Consider the following 25,510-nt stretch of genomic DNA (forward strand, 5'->3'; position numbering starts at 1 on the left):
ACGTGAACGCGTCGAAAAGGAGGCTATATGAGTCTCGAAGTCGACGTCCGGAAACTCGATCTGTTCAACAAGATCGCAAAGGAGGGATCGGAGACAGTCTCGGATCACCTCAACCAGATGGCGGGGCTAAACACCGAAATAGCCGTCTCGAAGATCAACTTCCTCGACATCGAAGACGTGCGGACCCACATGGGTGACGGCGACCGCGTCGGGATCTTCGTCGAGTTGACCGAAGCGCCGTATGGGTACGTCCTCTTCATGCTCGAACCGGACGATGCAAAGGAGTTGGCAGGGATGCTCGTCGGCGGGACTGACGACGACACAGAGGGATTCAGCGAGATGGAGCGGTCGGCGATCCAGGAGGTCGGCAACATCATGACCTCCGGGTATATCGACGGCTGGGCGAACGTTCTGGATACGACCATCGGGATGGGGACCCCCTCGTTCGCGTACGGCCCGGCCGGCGGCATCGTCAACGAGATGGGCGGGTGGCCCGACGAGGACATCGCGTTCGTCATCGACTCAGAGATCACCGCCGGTGACGGTGACGTCTCACTGACGATCTATACCTTCCCGAAGCTCGTCGATCTCGTCGAACTGATTCAGGGGATCGACGTCTCGACGGTCGTCGGCGAGGACACGACGATCTCGTCGGACATCGCCGACGAAATGTAGCCGGGTCTGTGCGTGAATCGACATGCCAAGAACGGAGGGCTCAAGACCCTACTCGCCGTGATCTCAGTTAGTGGTTGAAGCGTTCCTCGAACGGGTACTGATCGATCCCTTCGCCGTCATGAACACGATCGGCCTGGTCGCGTTCGCCCTCGTCGGCGCGGCAAAGGGGATCCGTGAAGAGTTCGACATCTTCGGGATCAGTGTCGTCGGATTGGTGACGGCTTTCGGTGGCGGTGCAACCCGGGACGTCCTGGTCGGGCGGACGCCGCTGGCACTCCAGTCGATGGGCGAAGTCAGCCTCGGATTTCTCGGCGTCGGACTTGCATTGCTTCTCAGCGTCCTGCTCGAATCACCGGACGACCATCCGATCACCCTCGTGGCCGACGCGATCGGCCTCGCCGCGTTCGCGACCGCCGGCGCCATCGTCGCGACGGAGGCCGGGGTCTCGCCGTTCGGCATCGTCACTGTCGCAACGATCAACGCCGTCGGCGGCGGAGCCTACACCGACATTCTGCTCGATCGTTCCCCCTTCATCCTCTTCGAGGACTTCTATGCGACCGCCGCAGTTCTTGGCGGGAGTACCTACTGGCTGGTGACCGCTGCCGGCGCGGCGGGCGGCCTCACCGCCGCCGCGTGTGCGGGAATGACCGTCGGTACCCGACTGCTGGCGGTCACCTACGGCTGGCACCTCCCGACGGCCCAGATGCTCGGGCTGGCGCAGGAAAACTGACGGCCCCGGACAGCACGCACGCGACTCTCGACCAGTCATGACACCGAACCCCACTTCGGAATGTTGGGACCGTAACAGTTATTATTTGTCAGTAGTACCACTAGGTGGTATGCACGCGAACGAGTTCGATCAGTTCAGCGATGTCGGCGAAGCAACGGTCACCCGCGCGATCACCCAGGAGTGGACCGACGAGTTCATGGACTTCACGGAGAGCGACGTCATCATCATCGGCGGTGGGCCATCGGGGCTGATGGCCGCCAAAGAACTCTCCGAGCGCGGTGTCAAGGCGATGGTCGTCGAGAAGAACAACTATCTCGGCGGCGGCTTCTGGCTCGGTGGCTTCCTGATGAACAAGGTCACCGTCCGTGACCCGGCCCAGAGTGTCCTCGACGAGCTGGACGTCGAGTATACCCAGTCCGAAGAAGACGACGGGCTGTACGTCGCCAATGGCCCGGAAGCGACCTCGGGACTCATCAAGGCCACGTGTGACGCCGGCGCGAAGATGCAGAACATGACGGAGTTCACCGACATCGTCGTCCGCGAGGACCACCGCGTCGGTGGCATCGTGATGAACTGGACGCCCGTTCACGCCCTGCCCCGCGAAATCACCTGCGTCGATCCGATCGCCGTCGAATCCGACCTCGTGATCGACGCGACCGGCCACGAGGCCCTGGCGATCAAGAAACTCGACGAACGCGGCGTTCTGGACGCCGAGGGGATCGAGGAAGGCGCGACCGGCATGGACGCGACCGACGACGAGAGCTACGGCGCGCCGGGCCACGACTCGCCGGGCCACGACTCGATGTGGGTCGCCGAGAGCGAGGACGCCGTCGTCGAACACACCGGGCTAGTCCACGACGGCCTCATCGCGACGGGCATGGCCGTCGCCACGGCCCACGGCCTCCCGCGGATGGGACCGACGTTCGGCGCGATGTTGCTGTCAGGAAAGCGTGGTGCCCAGATCGCCCTCGACGAACTCGGCGTCGACGCCGATCCGGTCGACATGACGACGCCCGCACCGGCTGACGACTGAAAAGAGACTTCGTGGCCTCACTCCGACAACGACACCGAAACCGACTCGTTGTCGCCCGCCACGGTGACGCCCTCGACAAACGCCGACGAACCTGCGGTGACAACCACTGCTTTTGAGCCCGGGCGGGTGAGCACGGACGTCTGTGGCGGATTGCCCGCCGCCGCGTACTGTTCGTAGCCAGCGAGGAACTGCTCCGCGTAGCTGGGCTGATCCCAGGTCGTCACCCAGACGACCCCGGACGTGGTCCCGTCCTCGAACGCGAGCAATCGGTCGTTCCCCCAGCCCCTGGCCGCCCTGTCGGCCTCGTCACCGTCGATCCGTGTCGAAAGGAGCGCCCGAATGCCGAGTTCGCCGAACTGCTCCGTCGCGACCCGGTTCCAGTCACCCGTCCCCACGAGAGTTACCTCGAGGGGCTGGGGCGGTTCGCTTCCCGGCGGCAACCCATGGAGGAGTTGTTCGGTCGTGTTCGGCGGCTCAGTGTACAGCTGTCCCAGCGAGTCCGGAGCGGTGATCTGCCCGCCGGCGTAGTCGTATCCGGCCCTGACTGCGGCCCGGGCCAGCCAGGGTGAGTCCAGCCAGCCGAACTGCCACTCGCGGACGGGAGTATCGACTGACAGCGAGTACTGCGCGGCGTAGGCGTCGGCCGCATACGCGCTGGCGCCGCGATCCAACGCGGTCGCAACCAGTCGCCTGTCGAGAGTGCCGTTGTCGTGTCTCGCGAGTGCGTCCGCCCAGCCGAGTCGATCCTGAAGAAATCGCGTGTGCAGATATGCGAGATGGTACTCCAGGCGCGACGGTTCGTACATGCCTCGCAGGAGATGGACCGTCGCGTTCTCGCTGTCGACCCGGCCGGGCGGAACGCCACCGGTGTCCACCGTCGGCCCAAGCGATCCGGTGACGGCATCCGACATCCCGAGAGAACCCGCGTCGACGGGTCTGGACAGGCCGAACTGACGAACGACCGTCGGTTCGATGGCCCCCACGTCAAGCACGGTCCGGAGTCGCCATAGCGCGGTCCTGACCGAACGCTGGTCTCGAAGGCCGAGCGGTCCGGTTGCCGACGGATTCTCGGGCGTGAACGTCGCCACCGACTCCGTCGGGACCGACGGCGTGACAACCTGTTCGTGTACGTCGGCGTCCGGCACCGGTGCGGGCGTCAGCGTCGGGGGGTCCGTCTCGTCGCCGAGACCGCTGCAGCCGGCCGTCACAACGAGTACCAGGATGGCAAGAGTAACCAACCCTCGGGAATCCATCTCTCGAAGGTGGGCGGGCGAATCAGATAAGCGTTCAGGTCCCGGACTGGGCGGGGTCAGACCCGACGCCCGGCCCAGAGGTGCACGAACCCCAGTCCGAGCGTGTTTTGGGTCGTCCCGGTCGTCCGGGCGTCGATCCGATCGGCCGCCGATCGAATCCGCCCGTCCAGGGTGACCGCGGGCGATTGGACAGCCCCTCGGTTCGACGGTGCCGAAAGGCGAGTGAATGCCCGAAACGCCAGGTTCAGCGGCTTCAAAACCCATCGGTCGGTCGATCCGGCTTCGAGCACCGCGAGCCGACCGCCCGGATCGACCAGATCAAGCCACTCATCGATCACTGACGCCGGGTCCCCGAACAGTCCAACGACGAACGTCCCCAGGACAGCGTCGACGCCTGGGGTGATCGGGGGGCACGTCGCATCACCCAGACACAAGTGGACGTTCGACCAGCCGGCTCGATCGACCCGTCGGCGTGCTTCCGAGAGCATGCCGGGCGTGAAATCGACACCGATCACTCGCCCCGTCGGACCGACCCGGTCGCGTAACAATGGCAGGTTTGCACCCGTTCCACACCCCATCTCGACCGCCACGTCTCCCGCCTGAAGGGCAAGTGCGTCGACGGCTCGACGTCGCCAGGAATCAACGAGTGGCACCGACGCGATCAGGTCATAGTACCGCGCCCAGCGGCCGTAAAACTGCTGTACCGCCCGGACGTCGGTCATATGTTACACCTCGTCGACGATCTCCCGAACTGACGAGACGACGGTGGGCGCATCGGCCCCCAGCACGTAGACGATCGGCTCGATCCCGAATCCCCCCGTCTGGTAGAGGACGTCGGCACCGGCGACATCGACGGCATCGAACGCCGCATCGAGTTCCGCCTCGGCGTCGAACTCCACGGCAGTGTAGCCCCGGGCCTCCAGGGCGGTGACGACCCCAGGCTCGTAGGCGACGTTCAGCGTCGCGCGGGCGTCGCTTCCGTGCCGGCGTGCGGCGAGCAACACGCTTGCGACGTATTCACTCACGCCGAACTCGGGGTCACCCGGAACCGCCGCCCGTCCCTTGACGTCGAGGATCCGACCGGGGACGGCAACCACGTCGTCGATACCGCCGGCGTCGGGCAGACATTCGACGAGGTTCGACCCGACGGCTGGAATCAGTCTGGCGAACCCGCTGGCGTTTTCCAGCATTCCCAGTCCCCGCCGGACCGACGACCGGACCTGTTCGGACTGGCGGACGCGACTCTCGGGATCGTGAATCGCAAGCGTCCCACCGTGTTCAGCCAGCGACGGGAACGCCTCCTTGTGCAGCTGTGCGAGCAAGTCGCCCTGTTCGAGCTGTCGGATGAACACCTCCGCCTCGGCCAGCGCCTGGACGGGACTAACCTCGCCGGCGGCCAGTCCGTCGGCGAGGCTGTCGGTCAGTTCCTGGAGGCGATCATCTTCGAGCAGCGACTCGTTGCGTTCGACCTCGCCGTGGGCGTACTTCGAGACCGCACTCTGGCTGATCCCCAACTGGTCGGCGACTTCGAGCTGAGTCAGCCCGCGATCCCGGAGGCGCTCGGCGAGCATCGACCGGAACGTCGGCAGGAACTCCTCGACGACCACCTCCTCGACGAATTTCATTGGTCGCCTCCGAACTCATGGTCGTTTCTCGGCGACGTTCCGGCGTACACAATCGTCGTCATTGATCGCCTCCGAACTCTCTGTCCCCCTGTATCCGGGACGCCTGTGGCCCCTTCTGACCCTGATACTTCGAACCGCGCTCCTCGCCGTAGGGCCGCTCGGCGGGGCTACTCAACTCGGTGAACGTCAACTGGGAGATGCGCATACCCGGCGTGAGCGCGACCGGTGCGGTGCCGAGATTCGAGAGTTCGAGCGTGATCTGGCCCCGATAACCGGGATCGCACAGTCCCGCTGTCGCATGCACCACGACCGCAAGACGGCCAAGCGACGAGCGCCCCTCGACGTGGGCGATGAGGTCGTCCGGGATCTCGACGGTCTCCTTGGTCGTGCCGAGGACGAAATCGCCAGGATGGAGGATGAACTCCCCGCCCTCCTCGACGACCGTTTCTTCGACGTACTCGGCGACCTCCTGCTCGCTCGTCGGGTGGATACACGGGATGTTGGCGTGCTGGAATTCGAGGAACTCCCGGCCGAGTCGGAGGTCGATACTGGCTGGCTGGATCTGGAGATCGGGCTCGTCGAGTGGCTCGACCACGAGTTCGCCCGCTTCGAGCCGGTCGAGAATGTCCGCGTCCGAGAGGATCATACCAGCGTCTCGGTCCCGAGGTGAATAAAATACCACGGTCCACGTTGCGCGGTCAAAATTGAGTGAGCCCGGTAGTCAGTCCGGTTTCGGCGGTCAGGCCTCTTCGATTTTGGCGTTGGGCCCGTTGCGCTTGACGCTCTCGATGCCGTCGCGAGCGTTCGAGCGATCGTCGTAGCCCTGGCCGCTGTCAGCGAGGATGTTGCCGTTGCGGTGACGGAGCCGCCAGCGCCACTCCCCGCCGGAATCCTCGTAGATCTCGAAAGCAGTCGGACCGACGTCGAGGGCGTCGGCGTCGGGTGCGTACGTCTCGACGCGCTCGACAGCAGCTTCGGCTTCGTCACGGTCGGTGTAGCCCTCGCCGCTGTCGGCGACGATTTGATCGTTGCTCGCCGTCAGCCGCCAGCGATACTCCCCGGCGTTGTCCTCGTAGATCTCGAACTCGTAGCTGTCGAGATCATCCCGAATCCGATCGACGGCACGCCTGGCGTCGTGATATCGCGAGTATCCCTGCCCACCGTCGGCGAGGATGTTGCCGTTGCGGTGGACCAGCCGCCAGCGATACTGGCCGGCATTGTCCTCGTAGATCTCGAAGGCGGTCGGATCGAACCGGAGGTACGCCGCCGGGCCGACGTACGCTCTGACCCTGTCGATCGCCCGGGTGAGGTTGCTCCGGGAATCATAGCCCTCACTCGAATCACACAGGATGTTCCCGTTGTCGTGACGGAGCCGCCACCGATGTTCGCCGGCGTTGTCCTCGTAGACCTCGAAGGCGGCCTGGCTCTCGACTTCCTCGACCGGTTCGAAAGTCTCGTCTTCCGCGGGAAGTTCGTCCTCGGATGCTATCAACATGAGTTCCGCGCCGAGAGCGTCCCGGCGGACACCCGCGATCCCTTTCTGGGCGTTGTGTTTCCGGGTATATCCCTCGCCGCCGTTGGCGATCAGATTGCCGTTGGAATGCCGGAGACGCCAGCGCCACTCCCCGCCGGTATCCTCGTAGAGTTCGAACCTGGACTGACTCGTCCGCAATGTCCGGAGCTGGGCCGAGAGGTCCGCTTCATCGGCGGCAGTATCAGCCAAATCCGCTCGAAGTCGATCGATCTCGGCAGCGAGATCGTCCTCGTCGGCGTCGGCGTCTTCGAGTGCCGCCCGGAGTTCGGTGATGGATCGAGCCAAGTCAGACTCATCCGCGATCGTGTCCGCAAGTTCCCCTTGTAGGCGGTTCGCTTCGTGCTCGGAGCGAGTCGTCAACAGCGGCGCGAAGATACCGCCGACAGCCATCACCAGGAGGCCGACCGCGTAGACGGTGATGATCGGACTCGACTGGGGCCGCCAGTTGTCGGGGTACGCGATCGTGAACCACAGGACACCGGCGATACTCACGATCAACCCGACGATAATCAGAATCGACGCGTACTGATCCAGCGGCAGTCGAACGAGTGGACCGGCGACAAGCAGCGCCAGCGCGAGCGCGCCGGCGACGATCCCCCAGCCACGGAGTGCGGAGGCGGGGTCGCTGATGATCACCATAAAGATGCCGAGTATTCCAACCAATAAGCCGAGAACGAATATCCAGTAGCCGGTCACTTCGTCGTCAGTCGCCGGCTGTCCGATCCGTTCCTCGTACCACTCGTTGAGTCGCCGATTGTGTGACGGGTCAGTTGCCATAATATATCCGTTTGATTAAATACATGGCAGATACTTATAAATTTGTACAGGTACGTCCGGGGGCGCTCGGGAACACACGCAGGATAGAACAATGTCAAGCTGGTCCTCCTGGGACGACAGACGGCCGGCGTCGCTAGTCCGTCGCGTACAGATCAGTCGAGAGATACCGCTCGCCCGTGTCCGGCAACACTGTCGCGACGACGGCATCGTCGGGATAATCGGTTGCGACCTGTGTGGCTGCGTGGGCCGCTGCGCCACAGGAGATGCCGACCGCAAGTCCCTCTTCGCTGGCGATCCGACGCGCCTCGTCGATCGACTCCTCGCGCGTGACAGTCACGACGTCGTCGAGAAGATCCATCTCGAGGATCTCCGGAACGAACCCGGCACCGATCCCCTGAATACCGTGGCTGCCGGGCTCCTCGCCGGAGAGGACGGCCGAATCTTCGGGTTCGACGCCGATCACGTCAACGTCAGCTTCGATATCGTCCCGCAGGAACTGCCCGATGCCGGTGATCGTTCCGCCGGTGCCGATGCCGGCGACGAATGCGTCGAGTTCCCCGTCGGTGGCGTCCCACAGTTCCGGGCCAGTTCCGTCACGGTGTGCGGCGGGATTTGCGGGATTCTCGAACTGCTGGGGAACGAACGCGTCGTCGTATTCGTCGGCGAGTTCGTGGGCACGGTCGATCGCCCCACCCATGCCGCCGTCGGCGTCCGTGAGTTCCAGTTCGGCACCGAGACCGGCGAGCAACTGCCGGCGCTCCTCGCTCATCGATTCGGGCATCGTGAGCACAAGATCGTACCCCTTCGCGGCACAGACGCTTGCGAGGCCGATCCCGGTGTTGCCGCTCGTCGGCTCGATCACGACCGTCTCCTCGGTGAGCTTACCCGTCTCCTCGGCAGCTTCGATCATCGACTTGCCGATCCGATCTTTGACCGAATAGGGATTGAGCGATTCGACCTTGCCCAGGACCGTCGTCCCGGTTCCATCGTCGAGTCTGAGCAGCGGTGTGTCGCCGATAAACTCCGTGACGTCGTCTGCAACGTGCATCGTAGCTGTCGATCTATCACCCTAATAAATAAGGCCAGCCAAAACTCTCAGCTTTCGAGAATCCGCATACCCGAATGGGAAATCGCGAAATCCATACCGTCGCCGGACGGACCCAGACAGATCACATTTCGGCGAGGAGTTCGTCCATCAGCTTCGACTGGGCAGCCGCGAGATGCTCGGTGAAGGTCGAGGCGTCGATGCCGAGTTCGGCGGCGACGTCGGTCGCGTTGGCGTCGCGAGGATACGAGAAGTAGCCCATCCGGTAGGAGGTCTCGAGGACCTCCTGCTGGCGGTCGGTGAGTCGGCTGCGATCGATCGGGATCACGTCCGTACTCCCTTCCTCGTCGCTTTCGACCTGCAGGAGATAGCGGATACGGACGGCGCCGTACTGTTCCCGAAGATCCGTCACGAGGTCTCGCAGATCCTGAATCGTGGTCAGATGCAACGAAAGGACCAGCGACCCATCCTGGGCCCGGATCTCAGAGATAGGGTGATCGTGGTCCTCGACGAACTCACAGACGCAGTCCAGTGGCTCCCGGTGGAATCGATAGACGCTTGCAGACCGGTATTCGAAGAGTTGACTGAGTCGGTCGTCGGTGAGAGCAGTGTCGCCGCTGACAGTGAATTCCTCGGTAACCGTTCCCTCGGCGTTGCCGGCCCGAGACACGGACGTGAGGGGGCCATCCGCCTGTTCTGAGAGACCAGCAACTGGACAGGCATCCGGGGAGAGGACTTCGATTTCAGCGCGCATACCGGGCATTGTTACATATACGTTGGGCGAGTATCGGCATAATCCAACGGGCCATTCTCAGCCAGTGAAAACGAACGGGCCAACCGGATATCCGGCAAGAGCAACCGGAAGCCGTCCCTCGGGGAGAGGAATGGAAAAAACACTTTGGAGGTGACCGCGAGTGAGCGTACATGCAAGCCGTCGTACTCGCTGGTGGCTACGCCACGCGGCTGTGGCCCGTGACCCGCAACCGCCCGAAAATGCTCCTCCCGATCGGTGACACGACCGTCATCGATCGTGTCCTTGCGGAACTAGAATCCGACGACCGAATCGAGGACGTCTACGTTTCGACTAACGAGCGGTTCGCCGACGACTTCCTCGATCACATCGCCGAAACGGATTTCCAGAAACCGACGCTCTCGGTCGAGGAGACCGTCGAAGAGGACGAGAAGTTCGGCGTCATCGGGGCACTTGCCCAACTCGTCGACCGCGAGGGATTGCACGGCGAAGATCTGCTTGTCGTCGCCGGTGACAATCTCATCAGCTTCGACCTGAGCGAGTTCATCGATACCTTCGAACGCAACGACGCGCCGACGCTGGCCGCTTACGATGTCGGATCACGCGAGCGGGCGAAGTCCTACGGACTCATCAACGTCGAGGGCAGCCAGGTCGTCGATTTCCAGGAGAAACCCGACGATCCGGACAGTACGCTGGTCTCGATCGCGTGCTACGGCTTCCCCGCCGAAGACGTCCGCTTCGAGGAGTACCTCGACGGTGGCAACAACCCGGACGAGCCGGGCTGGTTCATCGAGTGGCTCGTCGACCGTGGCGATGTCCACGCCTTCACGTTCGACGGTGCGTGGTTCGACATCGGCACGCCGGAGAGCTATCTCGACGCGATCCAGTGGGCCCTGGAGGGGGACAGCGTGATCGCCAGCTCGGCGACCGTCGAGAACGCAGAAATCGGGGGCAACGTACACGTCCTCCCTGGTGGCAAGATCGTCGATTCGACCGTCGAGGACTCGATCGTCTTCGCCGACGCGACGATCCGGGACTGTGAGATCCGGGATTCGATCATCGACGAGGAGACGCACGTCGAACACCTCGATCTCGCCGGCGCGCTCATCGGGGCCCACACCGAGATCACCAACGGAATGTAGGGCGGCCGGACGATCGGTTCCGGAGCGAACGTTGATGGGGGACGTTCCCCAACGCTTGAGTGATGAACACCGACTTGATTCGCGATCTCGCCCCACACTACGCCGTGATGGTCACTCTGGCGTACCTGACGCTGACTATCGCGAACAGGATCGTCGGCCCACTCGAGTTCTGGGTCGAACTCGCGGGCATCATCGTCATCTTCTTCGGCTATCGCGTCGCCATCGTTCGGACCGGATACGGCCCCGATATCTGGGAGTGAGCGTCCCCGCGTCGGGCCGACGTCTGTTTCCCTTCGTTACCCCAGCCGCGCGTTCTCGATCCGGATCGAGCCCCTGGTGCCGTCCCACTCAGTCGTGTATTCGAGTTCGATCGGGCGATCCATGTGCGGGCCGTCCGTGACCAGCGTCTCGAACTCGCCGCCCTCGCCCAGGACGTGAACCCCGTATTCATCGTTGAGTTCGCGAAGTTCAGCGAGCGCGTCCGCATCGAATTGCCGGCCGAGCCAGGATTCGTCGAGACCGGCCGCCGACACGCTGACGATCCGGATTTCGAATCCGGCTTCGAGCATCGCTTCCGCGAGATCAACCGGATCGCGCTGCCAAAGCGGGGCGTACAGCTCCGCGTCGAGCCGATCGGCCAGCCGCTCGATGCGACTGGTCTGGAACTCACTCTCGACAGCCCCGGCGACGATACCAGCGACGCCGCTGTCGAGTTCGGTGTCGAGTTCGTCCAGGGCGGCCGCCAGTGGTTCGAGTTCGCGGTCGCCCTGCGCGCCGGCGTCCGTCACATCCCCCGCCCCGAAATCAGCGGGTTCGACTTCCAGAAGCGGAATGTCGACGCTCTCGGCAGCCAGGCGAGCCAGTTCCGTCGCCGGGACGTGATACATGTACGAATCGCCGGCCGGGTGAACGGTGAGGAGTCGCTCGACGGGACGGCCGTCTTCGAGCGCCCGATACAGTGCCCACGAGGAGTCCTTGCCGCCGGAGAAGAGACTTACCCACGCGCCATCGGCGGTCTCGGTCATACGCCGGCTAGTCGAACGGGGTGGTTGAGTGTTGCGGTCGGGAAGCCGTCTCGGGGACGCTTCTACCGGGCGACGGTGACGGTGACGGCCCCACACGAACACTCGTAGACGTGGCGGGTCCCGCCCGGCGACTCGTAGACGATCTGTCGATCGTCACGGTGGAGCCGCTGATCACACCCGTCGGCCTCACAGGTCGGCGTGAGCGATTCAAGCATATGTATCACTGTGTCCCCAGGGGACATGAAGGCGCGCCAACCCCGGAGTGAAACTGAAAGTGACGGACGACGGCACGGAAACTCGACAACCGGTCGGGACGAGTCGGCGTACGTAAAGGATATGCCGACGGCGGCCCCCGCCACACGTATGGTGAACGAGTGGCGGGCTGCGACAGTCGAGCCGGGCGGCGACCAGCCCGCTCCGGCGACCTGGGAGCCGGTCGAGGTGCCGGGGCGGCCGGCGGATTTCGCCGGTAGCGACGCCGTGGCGTATCGATCGACGTTCGAAGACCCGAGAGACGGTGACGAGCACGCGATGGTCGTCTTCGAGGGCGTCTACGCACACGCTCGCGTCTGGCTGAACGATACCTTCCTGGGCGAGCACGACACCTACTTCGAGCCGCTGCGACTCCGGCTCGACGGGGCGCTTGCGCCCGAAAACGAACTCGTCGTCGAATGTCGACGGCCTGACGATCGCTTCGGCGGGAGCTACGAGACCGACGACGTCCCGGACGAACGTGCCGTCCCCGGTATCTGGTGGAATGCCGACATCGCGACCTACACCGACTCTCACATCCTCGATCTCTCGGCTCGGCCACGAGTCGACGACGACGGCGCGCGCTTCGAAGTGCGGACGACTATCCTGGCCGAGACGGATCTCGAGGATCGCGTCACCTTCTCCGTCAAACCCGAAGGATCACGACGGGGCCGGGGAATGATGGACCGCACGTCGGTAACGGCGGCGGCCGGGGAGCGAACGACCGTCGAGTACACCATCGACGTTCGGGATCCGGCACTCTGGTGGCCCCACGATCTCGGCGAACAGAATCGGTACGTCCTCCGGGCGAAACTCGGCGACGACGAACGAACGCTAACGACGGGGCTGTGCTCGATCAGGTACGATGACACCGACGGCCTCCGCGTCAACGACACGCCGATCACGGCCCGGGGCGTCGGCTTGCTCGCGGCGGAACCGGCGGATATCGAGCAGGCGGTCGAGCTCAACGCCAACCTGGTCCGGGCTCACGCACACGTCCCGTCGCCGGCAGTATACGAGGCGGCCGACGAGGCCGGCGTGCTCGTCTGGCAGGATCTCCCGCTGACCGGGCCGGGGCCGTTCGACATCGAGCGCGGCCGAACACTGGTCGATCGGATCGTCTCCGCGTACGATCACCACCCCGGGCTGGCAGCGATCAGCGTCCACGACGACCCGATCTCACTGAGTGACGGTGCGCTCGGGTCGGGTCTTCTCGATCGACTCCGCCTGCGATGGCGACGGTTTCGAGCGGACTACGACCACGAACCCGCCGAAACTGTCGCGGAGGCGGTACCCGACGAGATTGTTGCGCTTCCCGTCGTCGGACCGCCGGGGATCGAACCGGACGCGACAGCGCTGTATCCCGGGTGGAAGTACGGGGACGCGGCCGACGTCGACCAACTACTGGATCGGCATCCCGCGCTCGAGGCGATCGTCGGCGAGTACGGTGCCGGTTCCATCGGTGTCCCGGAGCCCGAGAACATGGCCGGGTTCGACCAGGAGATCCACGACACACACGTTTCCGGCGGCATCGAACCGTCACAGGCCTATCAGCGGTCCGTTATCAAAACAATCACTGAACGACTCCGATTGCGAGCGTCGGATGTGATCGTAGCTGCCTCGCTTCGCGATCTCTCGGACGCTGGGATGGGTGTCTTGACCCGCAACGGCAAACCCAAACAAGCACATGACGCACTCACCGACGCCTTCGAGCCGGTCCAGGCCGTGCTCGCGGAGCCTTCCCCTGGCGCTGAATCCGACGTTGTCGTCCTCAATGACACCCCGAGCGAGGTCGTCGGCCATCTCTCGTGGGACATCGACGGCGATACCGACGAAACGGCGGTCTCGGTCGGTGCCGACAGTCGCAAAACAGTCGCGTCACTCTCGATACCCACGGACGCCGAATTCGTCACCCTCTCGCTCACGGGCCGATCGGCCACGAACACCTACCGCTTATAAACGTCCGTGTGAGTGGTTAACATCCCCGGAGAGGAGGCCTGAGGCGTGTGATACGCCAAACCACTGGCCGCATTCACCGGAATACTTAAATGAGTGTCTCCTGTAATACGAGATACCTGAACGCCCCGAGCGTTCGGCAGTATCGTGCGACGCCCAAAATGACAGGGAATCTAGTTATAAGGCGAAAGCAAGTCGGTAGCGACTGTACTGTCGAACGCCGGAGCGGGAATGGCACAGAGGAGTAATCATGACAGACTCGATTGATGAATCAAAGAACGTATCGGTAACTGACGAAGACCTCGAAACCAAATCGAAAGGCGAACTTATCAAGCTCGCCGGGCAGCTCCGGGATCGACGGAACGATCTCAATCAGATGGCGTCCGAGCGCGCCTCGGATCGGGACGACCTCAACGCGAAAACTCGCGAGAAGGTCGACGAGGCCCAGGAGCACCGCGAGAAGCGCGACGAGCTCAACGAGCAAGTCCAGGAACACAAGGAAAAGCGCAACGAGCTCAACGCGAAGGCCAACGAGCTGTTCGAGGAGGTCGAGGACAAAAAGGAGGAGATGGAGCTCGACGAGGGCAAAAGCGTCGACCAGCTCGAAGACGAGATCGAGGATCTCGAGTTCAAACAGCAGACTGAAGTACTTTCCTCCGAGGACGAGCAGGAACTCATCGAGAAGATCGAGGCCAAACGCGAGAAGCTCGCCGAGCGCAAGGAAAAGTTAGAGCAGACCGACGACATCGATGAGATCAAGGCCGAGGCCCAGGAGATCCGCTCCGAAGCGAGTAAACACCACCAGAAGGTGACCGAGCTCGCCGACGAGGCCCAGGAACATCACAACGAGATGATCGAGGCCTATCGCGAGGCCGACGAGATCCGCGACGAGGCCGACGAGATGCACGAGAAGTTCGTCGAGGCCCAGGAGGCAGCCGATCAGCACCACGAGGACTTCGTGCGCGTCCAGAAACGGCTTCGCGAACTCGACAAGGAAGAGGAAGAAGAAGAGCGTTCGCGCCGCGAGGAAGAGCAGGAAGCCGCCCGCGAGGAGGCCGAGGAGATCTACCAGGAGTTCAAGGACGGCGAAACCCTCGATACCGAGGACCTGATGAAACTCCAGAAGACGGGACTGCTGTAAGTTTTTTCGCCACTCATTCTCGTTTGGCGGGTTGCTTGGGATTTTTATGGATCGGTAGCGTCCGATAAACTGTGAGCACGCTGGTGGTGTGCCTGGACCGCGGGGGTGACCTGGCGAGCGTCGCGGACCCGCCGATCGTCGGGACCGAGGCAGTCGAATCGCTCGTCACCGAGTTCGGCGTCGACGACCCGGAGGACAGTCGGGTCAACTGTCTGCTCGAAGGGCTGCGCGTCGCCCGCGATCTCGAAGCCGACGACGAAGCGGTAACTGTGGCCGTGATCTCCGGGAACGGCGAGACGGTCGGCGTGAGCCGGTCGGTCGCCAGACAGACCGAGCAACTGCTCTCCGCTCACGAACCGGACTCGGCGATCGTCGTCACCGACAGCACGGAAGACGAGCGCCTCGTCCCGATCATCGAGAGCCGGGTCCCCGTCGACGCCGTCGACCGCGTGGTGGTCCGGCAGGCCCGGGACATCGAGTCGACGTACTACCTACTCAAGCAGTTCCTGGCCGACGAGGAACTTCGCGAGACCGTTTTAGTGCCGATCGGGGCCGCGCTGCTCGCGATGCCGATCCTCCTGCTGGTGGTCAACAGCGTGACGATGGCGCTTGGAGCGATCGCGGCAGCTGTTGGCCTCCTGTTGCTGTACAAGGGGCTTGGGATCGACGAGTACGTCGAGACGCTGCCCGGCCAGATACACAACGCACTCTATTCCGGACAGGTGTCACTCGTGACGTATGTCGTCGCCGTGGGCCTCGCGTTGATCGGGTTTTTCGTCGGCGCGCTTGGCGTCTCGGCGACGGCCTCCGATAGCATCCTCATCCTGGCGATGCGGTTCGGATTCGATAGCGTCACCTGGCTGACCGCGGCTGCCCTGGCAGCGAGTACCGGCCGACTGCTCGATGAGTTGCTCCGTCGGGAAGGCGTCCGCAACGCCTACCTCAACCTGCCGTTTGGCGTGGTCGCTGTCGGCCTGGTCGTCCGTGGCGTCACCGGGTACTTCCTCGAACGGGCCGCAGTGTTCGCGGCGGTGACGGTCTCGTCGATCGATCTCGGCGTCGTCACCGTCGAAGGATTTACGCTTGCACCGGGGACCAGACTCGCAATATTCCTCATCGCGGGGATCGTCGTCAGCCTCGTCGGCGTCCGGTTTGCCGCCTACTTCAGCGAGACGAACATCGAAGAGGAACTCGTCGATGAACGGGCGACTGAATAGGTGGATTCTCGCGAAGCCACGCCATTTTCGGAGACGATCAGCTGGATCAGACGGCTGAAGTGCGCCGAACCGAACCGACGTGTATGGACGAAGTGATTCACGCCGATGGCCACGAGAACGTCACCGCCAGCCACGAGAGCACGCTCGAACTCACGAGCGACGACTTCCTTACCCCGGCCGGGGATTGCATCGTCGGGATCGAGGCCGATCGCGTTCCCGCGGATTTCGATCCGGCGTTCGTCGAGGCGTGTCAGGACGCTACCGCCGAAATCACGGCCACACTCTCGACGGGCGACCACGAGGCCCGAATCACCGGTCGAGGGCACCCGGAACTCTCCTTCGAGAACGACCGCTCGCTAGTGATCCGGACCAGCGAGTACGTCGACGACCGAACGGTCATGATCGACGCCGACGCCGCTGCGGCGGATCTGGATCGCGAACTCGTCGACGCGCTGGCCGCCGGGGCGTCGGTGACGATGCGCCTCACCGTCGAGTAACGTCCCAAAATTGATGCGGTCGTTTTTGACGCTGCGCGAACCAAGACGAACCATGAGCGAGGACGCCGAACCGGTCGAGAACATCAGCGGTGGCCCCGGCAGCGGCGGCTCGATGGATACCTTCGAGCCGAGCGAAAATGAGACGCGGGCTGCCAAGGTGGTCGACCGCCTGGGCGAACTGTACTGGCAGAAGACCTACGGCGGCCAGGACGCCTTCGAGTGTCTCGTCCGGACGATCCTCAGCCAGAACACGAGCGACGTGGCGAGCCAGCCGGCCCACGACGCGTTGATGGACCGATACGGATCCGAGGAGGACGAAGTCGATCTCGTCGACGCCCTCGCCGACGCCGAACAGGCCGAACTCGCAGAGACGATCTCCGGGGCCGGCCTCCACAACCAGAAGTCCGCCCGGATCATCGAGATCGCCGAGCGCGTCCGCGAGGAGTACGGCGGCGAGGACGACTTCGACGCGTTCGTCCGCGAGGAGCCCGCCGAGGCAGTTCGGGAAACGCTGCTCGCGATGAACGGCGTCGGCCCCAAGACCGCCGACTGTGTCCTCCTCTTTGCTGGTGGACGCGACGGCGTCTTTCCGGTCGACACGCACGTCTACCGGATCTACCGCCGCCTCGGTATCGCCCCGCCGGACGCCGACCACGAGGCAGTCCGCGAGGTGCTCGAAGAGAAAGTGCCCAAGGGGAAATGTGGCTTCGGTCACACCGCGAGCATCCAGTTCGGCCGGGAGTACTGCAGCGCCCGGGAGCCGGCGTGTCTCGACGGTCCCGAGGCATGCCCGCTGTACGATCTGTGTGATCGCGTCGGTATCGAGCCGGCGAGCGGCGATGTCGTCGATCCGGTCGAGACAGTCGAACGTTGAGAGCGCGTGGAAAGAAATCGGCCGCGATTCAGTTCTCGATCGCGGCGTCGATCCGCTCGAACTGTTCGTCGGTGAGCTCGACCTCGATCGCGCCGAGGTTCTCCTCGAGCTGGTCGGTCGTCCGCGCGCCGATGATCGGGACGACGGTGAGGTCCTCGTGAGCCAGCAACCAGGCCAGCGAGACCTGGGCGGGGGAGGCGTCGATTTCCTCGGCGACCGCACGGATTTCGTCGAGGACGTCCCAGGCCTCCTCTCGGAGGTACCAGTCCGCGAAGTGCTCGTCGATGTCGCCACGCGAGCCGTCGGGAGCCTCGACCTCGTCCTCGCCGACGCGCTCGTACTTGCCGGTGAGGAAGCCGCCGTGCAGCGGCGAATACGGACAGACAGCGATGTTCTGGTCTGCACAGACGTCCAGATATTCGGCGACGGGCTCGCGGTGGACCGCCGAGTACTGTGGCTGGGTGACGGTGAAGGCCTCGTAGTTGTTGACGTCGGCCTGCCAGAGCCCCTTGGTGAGTTTCCAGGCGTCGGCCGTCGAGAGGCCGACGTAGTGGACCTTGCCCTCGCTGATCAGGTCGTCGATGGTCCGCAGGGTCTTCTCGATCGGCGTCTCGTCGTCGAAGCGGTGAAGATAGAGGATGTCGAGGTAGTCCGTATCGAGTTTCTCGAGGGAGCCTTCGACCTCCGCGCGGACGTTCTTCGCCGAGAGGTTCTCCTGGAAGCGCGAGACATCCGACCAGAAGCACTTCGAGGCGACGACGTAGTCCTCGCGATCGCGGTCGGCAAGCCACTCGCCGATCCAGCGCTCGCTGTCGCCCCCGCCGTAGCCGTTGGCCGTGTCGATGAAGTTCCCGCCCGCCTCGGCGTAGGCGTCGAGCAGTTCGTGTGCGTCCTCGCGGTCCGTCTCGACGACGCCCGTCTCCTCGTGTTCCAGCCCGAAGCGCCACGTCCCGAGCGCGATCGGCGATACTTCGAGTCCAGTCTCTCCAAGTCTGACGTATTCCATATACAAGGGATCGAGCCGCGTACGCATAAGTTCGATGTGATAATTCGTACCAACTGCCGGCTTTGCGGACAGTGGTGGCCTGCCGGGTGTGCCAGGCGGCATGGTCCAATCGAAGGAGTGTGCGCGTTACTCGGACGAGCGAGTCATCAGGACCAGCATCGACGCCGTGATCAGGACGAACGCCAAAAGCGAGAGGTTGGGGATCGTCAGTCCAGCCACTCGGAACAACACGGACCCACAGCCACCGATGGTACACTGGTTCCCGGTCGAGGAGGTCAATTGCAAAAGCGAATGGTACGCGGCTATGCCGCCGCCGAACACCGACAGCGGGAGGACGGTTCGAAAGATCGTCTCCCGGTTCTCGACGAAGGCCACGCCGAGAACAACCACTAGCGGGTACATCAGGATACGCTGATACCAGCACAGCGTACACGGGATCAATCCGAGACCCAGACTGAGATAGAGGCTCCCGACGGTCGCGACGACCGCGACGAGCGTGGCGAACCCGAGCAGGGTACGGGAGCGACCAGCGAGGTGACGCGTCACGGCCACAGTGACACGGCAGTGCGGAATAAGCCTTGATGTCGGCGACGCCAACCCGCCGCAGGATCACTTCGTGACAGGAGTCACGCGATAGCACTCGCCCGGCGTCGTCTCGAAAGTGACGGTGCCATCGTCGCGTTCTGCATCGACCGGCGTGCCATCCGCCGCAACGACGCGAACCGACGGGGTCGCCCGCACCCGACAGCGCTCGCCGGAGCCCGACCTGATTGTCGCCCGATCCAGTCGCCCAGCCGACCACGTGAGATCCACCTCGAAATCACCGCGAGCCCGGAGCCCCGAGACCGTTCCCTCGGCCCAGGCGTCGGGCAGTGCGGGCAGGAGGCGGATCTCGCCGGCGTGGCTCCCCAGTAACATCTCGGTGATGCCGGCCGTCGCGCCGAAGTTCCCGTCGATCTGGAACGGCGGATGGAGATCGAAGAGGTTCGGGGCCGTCGAGTCGGTGAGTAGAGTTCTGACCCAGCTGTGAGCGCGTTCACCGTCCTCCAGTCTGGCGAACTGGTTGACCAGCCACGCGGCGCTCCAGCCGGTGTGGCCGCCACCGTGTTCGAGACGGCGGTCGAGCGTGGTTTCGACAGCGTCCGCGAGTGCGGGGGTCTCTCGGGGCGTGATCTGGTCGCTCGGATGTGCGCCGTACAGGTGCGAAATGTGGCGATGCCCCGGGTCGGCCTCGTCATAGTCCTTGATCCACTCCTGTAACTGGCCGTGTGCACCGACCTGCATCGGCGGGAGCCGATCGAGGGCGGCCCGCAGATCGTCGTGGAAGGCGTCTTCGACCTTGAGAATCTCCGCGGCGGCGATAGTGTGCTCGAAGAGGTCCCGAGTCAACTGCACGTCCATCGTCGGCGCGTAGGTGACCGTCGCTTCCTGACCGTCATCAGTCACGTAGGCGTTCTCCGGCGAGTTCGAAGGGGCGGTCACCAGCCACTTCGCTTTCTCCTCTTCTTCCGCAGGGTGCTCGACGAGAAAATCGGCCACGAACGTTGCCGCCTCCCGCAAGATCGGGTACGCCATCTCGCGGAGGAATTCCTCATCTCGAGTGAAGGCGTAGTGGTCGAACACCAGCCGTGAGAGCCACGCCGCGCCCATCGGCCAGAGCCCCCAGTGAGCGCCGTCGACGGGCGCGGCGTTCCGCCAGAGATCCGAGTTGTGGTGGACGGTGAAGCCCGCACAGTCGTAGTGAGCCTCGGCGACGCCTCGGCCAGGCCCCCGGAGGTCATCGACGAAGTCGTATAGCGGGGTCGCACACTCCGCGAGGTTCGTCTGCAGGGCCGGCCAGTAGTTCATTTCGAGGTTGATATTTAGCGTGTAACCGCTGTTCCACGGGGGCTCGAACTCCTCGTTCCAGACCCCCTGGAGGTTGGCGGGTTCGGTCCCGGGCCGGGAACTCGCGATTAGGAGATAGCGGCCGAACTGGGCGTACAGCGCCGTAAGGTGAGGATCTGACTCGCCCGCAGCCACGCGATCGAGGCGCTCGTCGGTCGGCCGGTCGAGGGGCTCGCCCAGATCCAGTTCCACGCGATCGAAGAGCTCCCGGTGGTCGGCGACGTGAGTCGCTCGCAAGTCGTCGGAATGCTGGTCCGCTACCGCATCCAGCACCGCCTCGCATGCTTCGCCCGGATTCTCCGTTTCGTGGCCGGTGAACCCGGTCAGCGCGATCGTTGCTGCGTCGGCATCTTCGACCGCGAGCCCGACGCCCGACCCCGCCGGCGCGTCCGCGCCGGTCACTCGCTGTACGTCCCCGCCGTCGGCGGTCACGCTGGCGCGAGCCTCGAAGGATATCCCCTCGCCGCCAGCGCCGCGGTCGTCCTCCGGTTCGTCGACGACTCGTCCCCGGAGTTGAAGCGTCCCGTCGCGAACACTGTCGTCGGCGTCCTGCTCTCGGTCGAGTCCGACCGTCGCAGTGACGGCCCCGGGTTCCTCCGCCGTCAGCCGAATCACGATCGCATCGTCCGGGGCCGAGGCGAAGTACTCCCGGACATGAGTTGTCCCCTCGTGGTCGTAGCGGACGCGCGCCACGCCGGCCGAGAGGTCGAGTTCACGCCGGTAGTCGGTGACGGCGTCGTGGCCAACGTCGATGGAGAGGTCACCGAACGTCTGGTAGGGACGCAGGCGGATGGGGTCGCCCATCAGTTTCTCGTCGGCGAGGGCCTGTGCGCGCTCGACCTCGCCGTCGAAGATGAGTCGGCGGACTTCCTCGACATGTTCTCGAGCGTCGGGATTGGTTCTATCCTCGTGGCCACCCGCCCAGAGCGTGTCGGCGTTGAACTGCACCCGCTCACACCCGGGGCGGCCGAAGACCATCGCGCCGAGGCGGCCGTTCCCGATCGGTAATGCTTCGAGCCACGCCGACGCCGGTTCGTCGTACCACGTGGTGGTCCGCGGATCGAAGTCGAGAGTCATGGTTCGCCAAGCGTGAGAAATCACTTAAAACCGCATGGAGCGACGACGGTAGTGTTCACATAAGCACCGACTGCTGGAGTGCAGACACCGAAAGCCCTCGTGCAGTTCCGGTCCCGCGGCTCGTTGCGGCCCTCACGGCGTTGCGGTCCTTACGTCGCCGGGGTTCCCGGAACTGCACTCGCCCTTTCATCCGCCAGGAGTCTGATTGTGAGACCGTCTACGTGCCTGGTGGATGAAAGGGCGAGCGGGGCTCGAACCCTCCTGGACGATGCAAGCACCGACGGAGCGCAGCGAGTGCGTGGCCGAGCGGAGCGAGGCCACGTTCGCTCGAACGGCGAAAGGAGTGAGCCGTGAGAGTCCCGGAGCGGTCGAGCCCCGCGAGGGCTTTCGGTGCATTGTCTCCAGTTTAGATCTCTTATCTGAACACCGCCACCACACCAACAGGACTAATATTTGCCTTCGAGACTGCAAAGACATGCAGTACGACAACCCAATCATCCCGGGCTTTCACCCCGACCCGACGATCTGCCGGGTCGAAGATACCTTTTACCTCGCGACCAGTTCCTTCGAGTACTTCCCCGGCGTCCCGTTGTACCGCAGCCAGAACCTGACCGACTGGGAACCGATCGGGCACGCACTCACCCGCGACGACCAACTGCCCCTGGAGGGTGCCCGCTCCTCGATGGGGATCTTTGCGCCGACGCTGCGCCACCACGACGGCACCTTCTACATGGTGACCACGAACGTCACCAACGGCGGTCACTTCTTCGTCACCGCCGACGATCCGGCCGGCGAGTGGTCAGACCCGACGTGGGTCGACGCGCCGGGCATCGACCCGGACCTCTTCTTCGACGACGGCACCTGCTACTTCACCTACCACGCCGACGACCCCGACGCACCCATCAAGCAGGCCGAACTCGACCTGGAGACGGGCGAACTCGGCGAGCCCTACCCCGTCTGGGAGGGGTTCCGCGATCCCTACGCCGAGGCCCCGCACGTCATCGAACGCGACGGCACCTACTACCTGCTCGTCGCCGAGGGTGGCACCCACGCGGGTCACATGGTCGTCGCGGCGCGCGCCGACGACCCGGCCGGTCCCTACGAGGGCTGTCCCGACAACCCGGTTCTCACGCACTGGGGACGCCCGCGTGACGAAATCCGCGCGACTGGCCACGCCGACCTCACCGTCGACGGAAACGGGCAGTGGTGGCTCGTCTTTCTGGGCATCCGCCAGCACAGCATGTGGCCGCGCTTTCACCACCTCGGCCGCGAGACCTTCCTCGCGCCCGTCTCCTGGGAGGACGGCTGGCCGGTCGTCAACGGCGGCGAGCCGGTCACGACCGAGATGGATGCCCCGCTCCCAGGCGAGCCCCGAGACGATGTGACGTCGGTCGATCGCACCGACACGACGTTCGCTGACGGCCTCGGCGTGGAGTGGGAGTTCCGCCGCAATCCCGACCGCGAGCGCTACGAGACGGGGCCGGACGGACTCACCCTCCACGGCGGCCCGGAGACCCTGGACGAACCCGGGGCCACGTTCGTCGGTCGCCGACAGACCGCCTTCGACTGTTCCGCCGAAGCGACGCTCGCCTTCGATCCCGACGAGGACGAGGAGGCCGGCCTCGCCCTCGTGATGAACGAGGACCACCACTACCAGGTCGGGGTGACCCAGCAGGACGGCCGCCGGGAAGCCGTCGTGCGCCTCCGGATCGGTGACGCGACAGAAGTGGTCGGCCGCGCGCCAGTCGGATCGACGACCGACCTCGCCGTCGAGGCTGACACGCAGACGTATCGCTTCCTCGTGGACGGTGAAGAGGTGGCGACCGCATCGACGCGCTATCTCGCGACGGAGGTCGCGGACGGCTTCACCGGCGTCATGATCGGGCCGTACGCGACCGGCCGCGGGCGGACCTGCGAGTCGAATGCAGTGGTCGAGCGGTTCGTCTACGAATCCTGAGCGCCGGGAAACCGACCGTTTCGGTCGGTGCCGAACGCCGTCCGCCGACGTGATGGGTACTACTTTTTGCGTGGGTGAAAAGCGTATGCAGCATGGACCTCCCCGCGGAGTGGACGCACGGAACCGTCTCGGCGAACGGGATCGACCTCCAGTACTATCTTGATTCAGCGAGAGAATCCCGCCCTTCCCGTGAGTGACGAGCGTTCCGACGCTTAGTCGGAACCGAGGAGCGAACAGGGCGGGCGTGAATCGCGTAAGCTCCGGTAAGAAACCGCCACGTCACTGCTGGTCTTGCGTCTCCAACGCTTCCAGACCAGCTTCTAACACTTTTGCATAGGCTTCCGAGAGGTTCAAGTCGTTCGCTTCTGTGTAGTCTTTGATTCGTCCGTGGATTGCCCAGTCAATGTCGATGTTTGGCCTCATCGGTGGACTTATTAGATATTGGGACTAATTATACTTTGGATGAAGCGCACCAACACGTTCGCCGTGCGACCGCTCACCGACGATGGTGAGCAGGTGCTACGCGACCTGTTGGACGCTTCCGCCGCTCTCTGGAACGAGATTAACTACCAGCGCCTCATGCGCTACAACGGCGAGGACGGCTTCGAGGGCGACGTATGGGACGCCGATACCGGCGCTCTCGAAGGTAAATACAAAGGCGTTCTCGGCGCGTCCACCGCCCAGACTGTCCGGCGAGCAAACACCGAAGCGTGGCGCGGGTTCTTCGAGAACAAGAAAGCGTACCACGACGAGTCGAACACGTCGGTCACGGAACACCCGGAACCGCCGGGCTTCCGGGGTAACGAGGACGACGGACGTGTTCTCAAAGGTATCGTCCGAAAGGACGCATACACCGTCGAATGGGGCGACCGCTCGCGGCTTGAGATGGTCGTCGGAAAACAACTCCGTGATAGGCACAACAGCCCGAAAAGTCGTCTCCGGCTCGAAATCGTTGGCGACCCGAACTGGCCTGACTACGAAGACCAAGGCCGACTAGAACTGTGGTACGACGAGACAGACAGCACCTTCCGAGCTTCGCAGCCCGTGACTGTTTCTGACGATGCACGGGCGACTCCACTGGCCGACGAGACGGCCGCTCTGGATATTGGTGCAAACAATCTCGTCGCTTGTACCACCACGACCGGCGAGCAATATCTGTACGAAGGCCGGGAGTTGTTCCAGCGATTCCGTGAGACGACGCGAGAAATCGCCCGGTTGCAGTCGAAACTCGAAGAAGGCAGGTACAGTAGCAAGCGTATCCGGCGGTTGTACCGGAAACGGACTCGTCGCCGCGACCACGCCCAAGAAGCACTGTGTCGTGACCTACTGGAACGGCTGTACGCCGAGGGCGTGGACACAGTGTATATCGGTGGCTTGACCGACGTGCTGGAGACGCACTGGTCGGTCAGGGTGAACGCCAAGACACACAACTTCTGGGCGTTCAAGCAATTCACCGAACGACTGGCGTGTACCGCTGAAGAATACGGCATCTCGGTCGAAGTGCGGTCAGAGGCGTGGACCAGCCAAGAGTGCCCGCAGTGCGGCGGTACAGACCGAACGACACGGCATCAGGATACACTCACCTGTCCGTGTGGGTTCGAGGGGCACGCCGACCTCACGGCGTCAGAAACGTTCCTGAAGCGGCACACAGAACAAGCAGTCAGGCCGATGGCACGGCCCGTGCGGTTCGAGTGGGACGACCACGAATGGTCGGAGTCACCACACTCTCACGAAAGTCCCAAAGAACAGCGCACAGACCCAAGTACTGTCCACCACAACGGGAATGTTGCGTCCGGGGAATCGGCATAGCCGAGACTCCCACGGAGGAAACCGCGCTGTTTACGGCGCGGAGGATGTCATTGCGGTCCGACAGAGATATCGAGGTACGGGCGGCCGACCTCGACGCGGCCGAAAGCCTCCAGTCCGGTCGATTGCTCCACATCCCGGAGGCAGGCCACTACGTGATCCGTGACAGGTTCGACGCCGCACTCACGGAGATCCGGACGTTCCTCCGACAGGTCGATCCGTAGCGGCCTCGTGGCGTCGAATATCGAAT

At 63.9% G+C, this 25,510-nt stretch carries 25 protein-coding genes; 13 read left to right on the forward strand and 12 right to left on the reverse strand.

What is annotated here, in order from left to right:
* The first annotated feature begins 27 nt into the window (after positions 1-27).
* From SVXhr_RS09330 to SVXhr_RS09340, 3 genes are all read left to right on the forward strand, one after another.
* On the forward strand, positions 28-675 hold the full coding sequence (locus tag SVXhr_RS09330) for a chemotaxis protein CheC (RefSeq protein WP_275736938.1): 648 nt from the start codon (positions 28-30) through the stop codon (positions 673-675).
* Positions 676-793: 118 nt separating this feature from the next.
* Positions 794-1,405 (forward strand): TRIC cation channel family protein, encoded by a 612-nt coding sequence (locus SVXhr_RS09335; RefSeq protein WP_345799510.1) that lies wholly within the window; start codon positions 794-796, stop codon positions 1,403-1,405.
* 109 nt (positions 1,406-1,514) lie between these two features.
* A complete protein-coding gene (locus SVXhr_RS09340) occupies positions 1,515-2,438 on the forward strand; it encodes a sulfide-dependent adenosine diphosphate thiazole synthase (RefSeq protein ID WP_275736940.1) in 924 nt (307 codons plus the stop codon).
* 17 nt (positions 2,439-2,455) lie between these two features.
* Here SVXhr_RS09340 and SVXhr_RS09345 read toward each other — a convergent pair whose 3' ends face one another.
* From SVXhr_RS09345 to SVXhr_RS09375, 7 genes are all read right to left on the reverse strand, one after another.
* A complete protein-coding gene (locus tag SVXhr_RS09345) occupies positions 2,456-3,691 on the reverse strand; it encodes a hypothetical protein (protein ID WP_275736941.1) in 1,236 nt (411 codons plus the stop codon).
* 56 nt (positions 3,692-3,747) lie between these two features.
* Positions 3,748-4,413: a methyltransferase domain-containing protein gene (locus SVXhr_RS09350; RefSeq protein WP_275736942.1), complete on the reverse strand. Its 666-nt coding sequence runs from the start codon at positions 4,411-4,413 to the stop codon at positions 3,748-3,750.
* 3 nt (positions 4,414-4,416) lie between these two features.
* Positions 4,417-5,316, reverse strand: coding sequence for a thiamine-phosphate synthase family protein (locus SVXhr_RS09355; protein ID WP_275736943.1), 900 nt, complete (start codon positions 5,314-5,316; stop codon positions 4,417-4,419).
* 58 nt (positions 5,317-5,374) lie between these two features.
* Positions 5,375-5,962 (reverse strand): dCTP deaminase, encoded by a 588-nt coding sequence (gene dcd / locus SVXhr_RS09360; RefSeq protein WP_275736944.1) that lies wholly within the window; start codon positions 5,960-5,962, stop codon positions 5,375-5,377.
* A 93-nt stretch (positions 5,963-6,055) separates the two neighbouring features.
* Complete coding sequence (locus tag SVXhr_RS09365; protein ID WP_275736945.1) at positions 6,056-7,627, reverse strand: DUF1508 domain-containing protein; 1,572 nt, start codon at positions 7,625-7,627, stop codon at positions 6,056-6,058.
* 133 nt (positions 7,628-7,760) lie between these two features.
* Positions 7,761-8,675, reverse strand: coding sequence for a cysteine synthase A (gene cysK, locus SVXhr_RS09370; protein ID WP_275736946.1), 915 nt, complete (start codon positions 8,673-8,675; stop codon positions 7,761-7,763).
* Between the two features lie 121 nt (positions 8,676-8,796).
* On the reverse strand, positions 8,797-9,435 hold the full coding sequence (locus SVXhr_RS09375; RefSeq protein ID WP_345799481.1) for a helix-turn-helix domain-containing protein: 639 nt from the start codon (positions 9,433-9,435) through the stop codon (positions 8,797-8,799).
* Positions 9,436-9,596: 161 nt separating this feature from the next.
* Here SVXhr_RS09375 and SVXhr_RS09380 point away from each other — a divergent pair, with 161 nt between their 5' ends.
* Both SVXhr_RS09380 and SVXhr_RS09385 read left to right on the forward strand, forming a co-directional pair.
* The gene (locus SVXhr_RS09380; protein ID WP_275736948.1) at positions 9,597-10,565 is read left to right on the forward strand and encodes an NDP-sugar synthase; all 969 of its coding nucleotides are present in this window, start codon (positions 9,597-9,599) and stop codon (positions 10,563-10,565) included.
* 62 nt (positions 10,566-10,627) lie between these two features.
* Positions 10,628-10,825, forward strand: coding sequence for a hypothetical protein (locus SVXhr_RS09385; RefSeq protein WP_275736949.1), 198 nt, complete (start codon positions 10,628-10,630; stop codon positions 10,823-10,825).
* A 36-nt stretch (positions 10,826-10,861) separates the two neighbouring features.
* Here the strand turns inward: SVXhr_RS09385 and SVXhr_RS09390 are convergent, their stop codons facing one another.
* Positions 10,862-11,590 (reverse strand): diphthine--ammonia ligase, encoded by a 729-nt coding sequence (locus SVXhr_RS09390; RefSeq protein ID WP_275736950.1) that lies wholly within the window; start codon positions 11,588-11,590, stop codon positions 10,862-10,864.
* Positions 11,591-11,652: 62 nt separating this feature from the next.
* Positions 11,653-11,805 (reverse strand): hypothetical protein, encoded by a 153-nt coding sequence (locus SVXhr_RS09395; RefSeq protein WP_275736951.1) that lies wholly within the window; start codon positions 11,803-11,805, stop codon positions 11,653-11,655.
* Between the two features lie 148 nt (positions 11,806-11,953).
* On the opposite strand from SVXhr_RS09395, the gene SVXhr_RS09400 reads away from it, so the two are divergent.
* From SVXhr_RS09400 to nth, 5 genes are all read left to right on the forward strand, one after another.
* Complete coding sequence (locus SVXhr_RS09400) at positions 11,954-13,801, forward strand: hydrolase (RefSeq protein WP_275736952.1); 1,848 nt, start codon at positions 11,954-11,956, stop codon at positions 13,799-13,801.
* Positions 13,802-14,048: 247 nt separating this feature from the next.
* Positions 14,049-14,939 carry a coiled-coil protein gene (locus SVXhr_RS09405; protein WP_275736953.1) on the forward strand — a complete coding sequence of 297 codons (891 nt, stop codon included), beginning with the start codon at positions 14,049-14,051 and terminating at the stop codon, positions 14,937-14,939.
* A gap of 71 nt (positions 14,940-15,010) precedes the next feature.
* Positions 15,011-16,156 carry a DUF373 family protein gene (locus tag SVXhr_RS09410; protein ID WP_275736954.1) on the forward strand — a complete coding sequence of 382 codons (1,146 nt, stop codon included), beginning with the start codon at positions 15,011-15,013 and terminating at the stop codon, positions 16,154-16,156.
* 83 nt (positions 16,157-16,239) lie between these two features.
* A complete protein-coding gene (locus tag SVXhr_RS09415; RefSeq protein ID WP_275736955.1) occupies positions 16,240-16,653 on the forward strand; it encodes a DUF371 domain-containing protein in 414 nt (137 codons plus the stop codon).
* 52 nt (positions 16,654-16,705) lie between these two features.
* Positions 16,706-17,527 carry an endonuclease III gene (gene nth, locus SVXhr_RS09420; protein WP_275736956.1) on the forward strand — a complete coding sequence of 274 codons (822 nt, stop codon included), beginning with the start codon at positions 16,706-16,708 and terminating at the stop codon, positions 17,525-17,527.
* Between the two features lie 28 nt (positions 17,528-17,555).
* Here the strand turns inward: nth and SVXhr_RS09425 are convergent, their stop codons facing one another.
* The 3 genes from SVXhr_RS09425 to SVXhr_RS09435 all read right to left on the reverse strand — a co-directional run bounded on the left by SVXhr_RS09425 (position 17,556) and on the right by SVXhr_RS09435 (position 21,497).
* Positions 17,556-18,533, reverse strand: coding sequence for an aldo/keto reductase (locus SVXhr_RS09425; protein WP_275736957.1), 978 nt, complete (start codon positions 18,531-18,533; stop codon positions 17,556-17,558).
* Between the two features lie 126 nt (positions 18,534-18,659).
* Positions 18,660-19,085 (reverse strand): disulfide bond formation protein B, encoded by a 426-nt coding sequence (locus SVXhr_RS09430; RefSeq protein WP_275736958.1) that lies wholly within the window; start codon positions 19,083-19,085, stop codon positions 18,660-18,662.
* 57 nt (positions 19,086-19,142) lie between these two features.
* Positions 19,143-21,497 (reverse strand): glycoside hydrolase family 95 protein, encoded by a 2,355-nt coding sequence (locus SVXhr_RS09435; RefSeq protein WP_275736959.1) that lies wholly within the window; start codon positions 21,495-21,497, stop codon positions 19,143-19,145.
* 475 nt (positions 21,498-21,972) lie between these two features.
* Here SVXhr_RS09435 and SVXhr_RS09440 point away from each other — a divergent pair, with 475 nt between their 5' ends.
* The 3 genes from SVXhr_RS09440 (at position 21,973) to SVXhr_RS09450 (ending at position 25,484) form a co-directional block, all read left to right on the forward strand.
* Entirely contained in the window at positions 21,973-23,454 is a 1,482-nt protein-coding gene (locus tag SVXhr_RS09440) for a glycoside hydrolase family 43 protein (protein WP_275736960.1), read from the forward strand.
* Positions 23,455-23,916: 462 nt separating this feature from the next.
* Complete coding sequence (locus tag SVXhr_RS09445) at positions 23,917-25,263, forward strand: transposase (protein WP_275736961.1); 1,347 nt, start codon at positions 23,917-23,919, stop codon at positions 25,261-25,263.
* 44 nt (positions 25,264-25,307) lie between these two features.
* The gene (locus tag SVXhr_RS09450) at positions 25,308-25,484 is read left to right on the forward strand and encodes an alpha/beta hydrolase (protein WP_275736962.1); all 177 of its coding nucleotides are present in this window, start codon (positions 25,308-25,310) and stop codon (positions 25,482-25,484) included.
* The last annotated feature ends 26 nt before the right edge of the window (positions 25,485-25,510 follow it).

It is taken from the genome of Halorhabdus sp. SVX81 (assembly GCF_029207715.1).
Classification (GTDB): domain Archaea; phylum Halobacteriota; class Halobacteria; order Halobacteriales; family Haloarculaceae; genus Halorhabdus.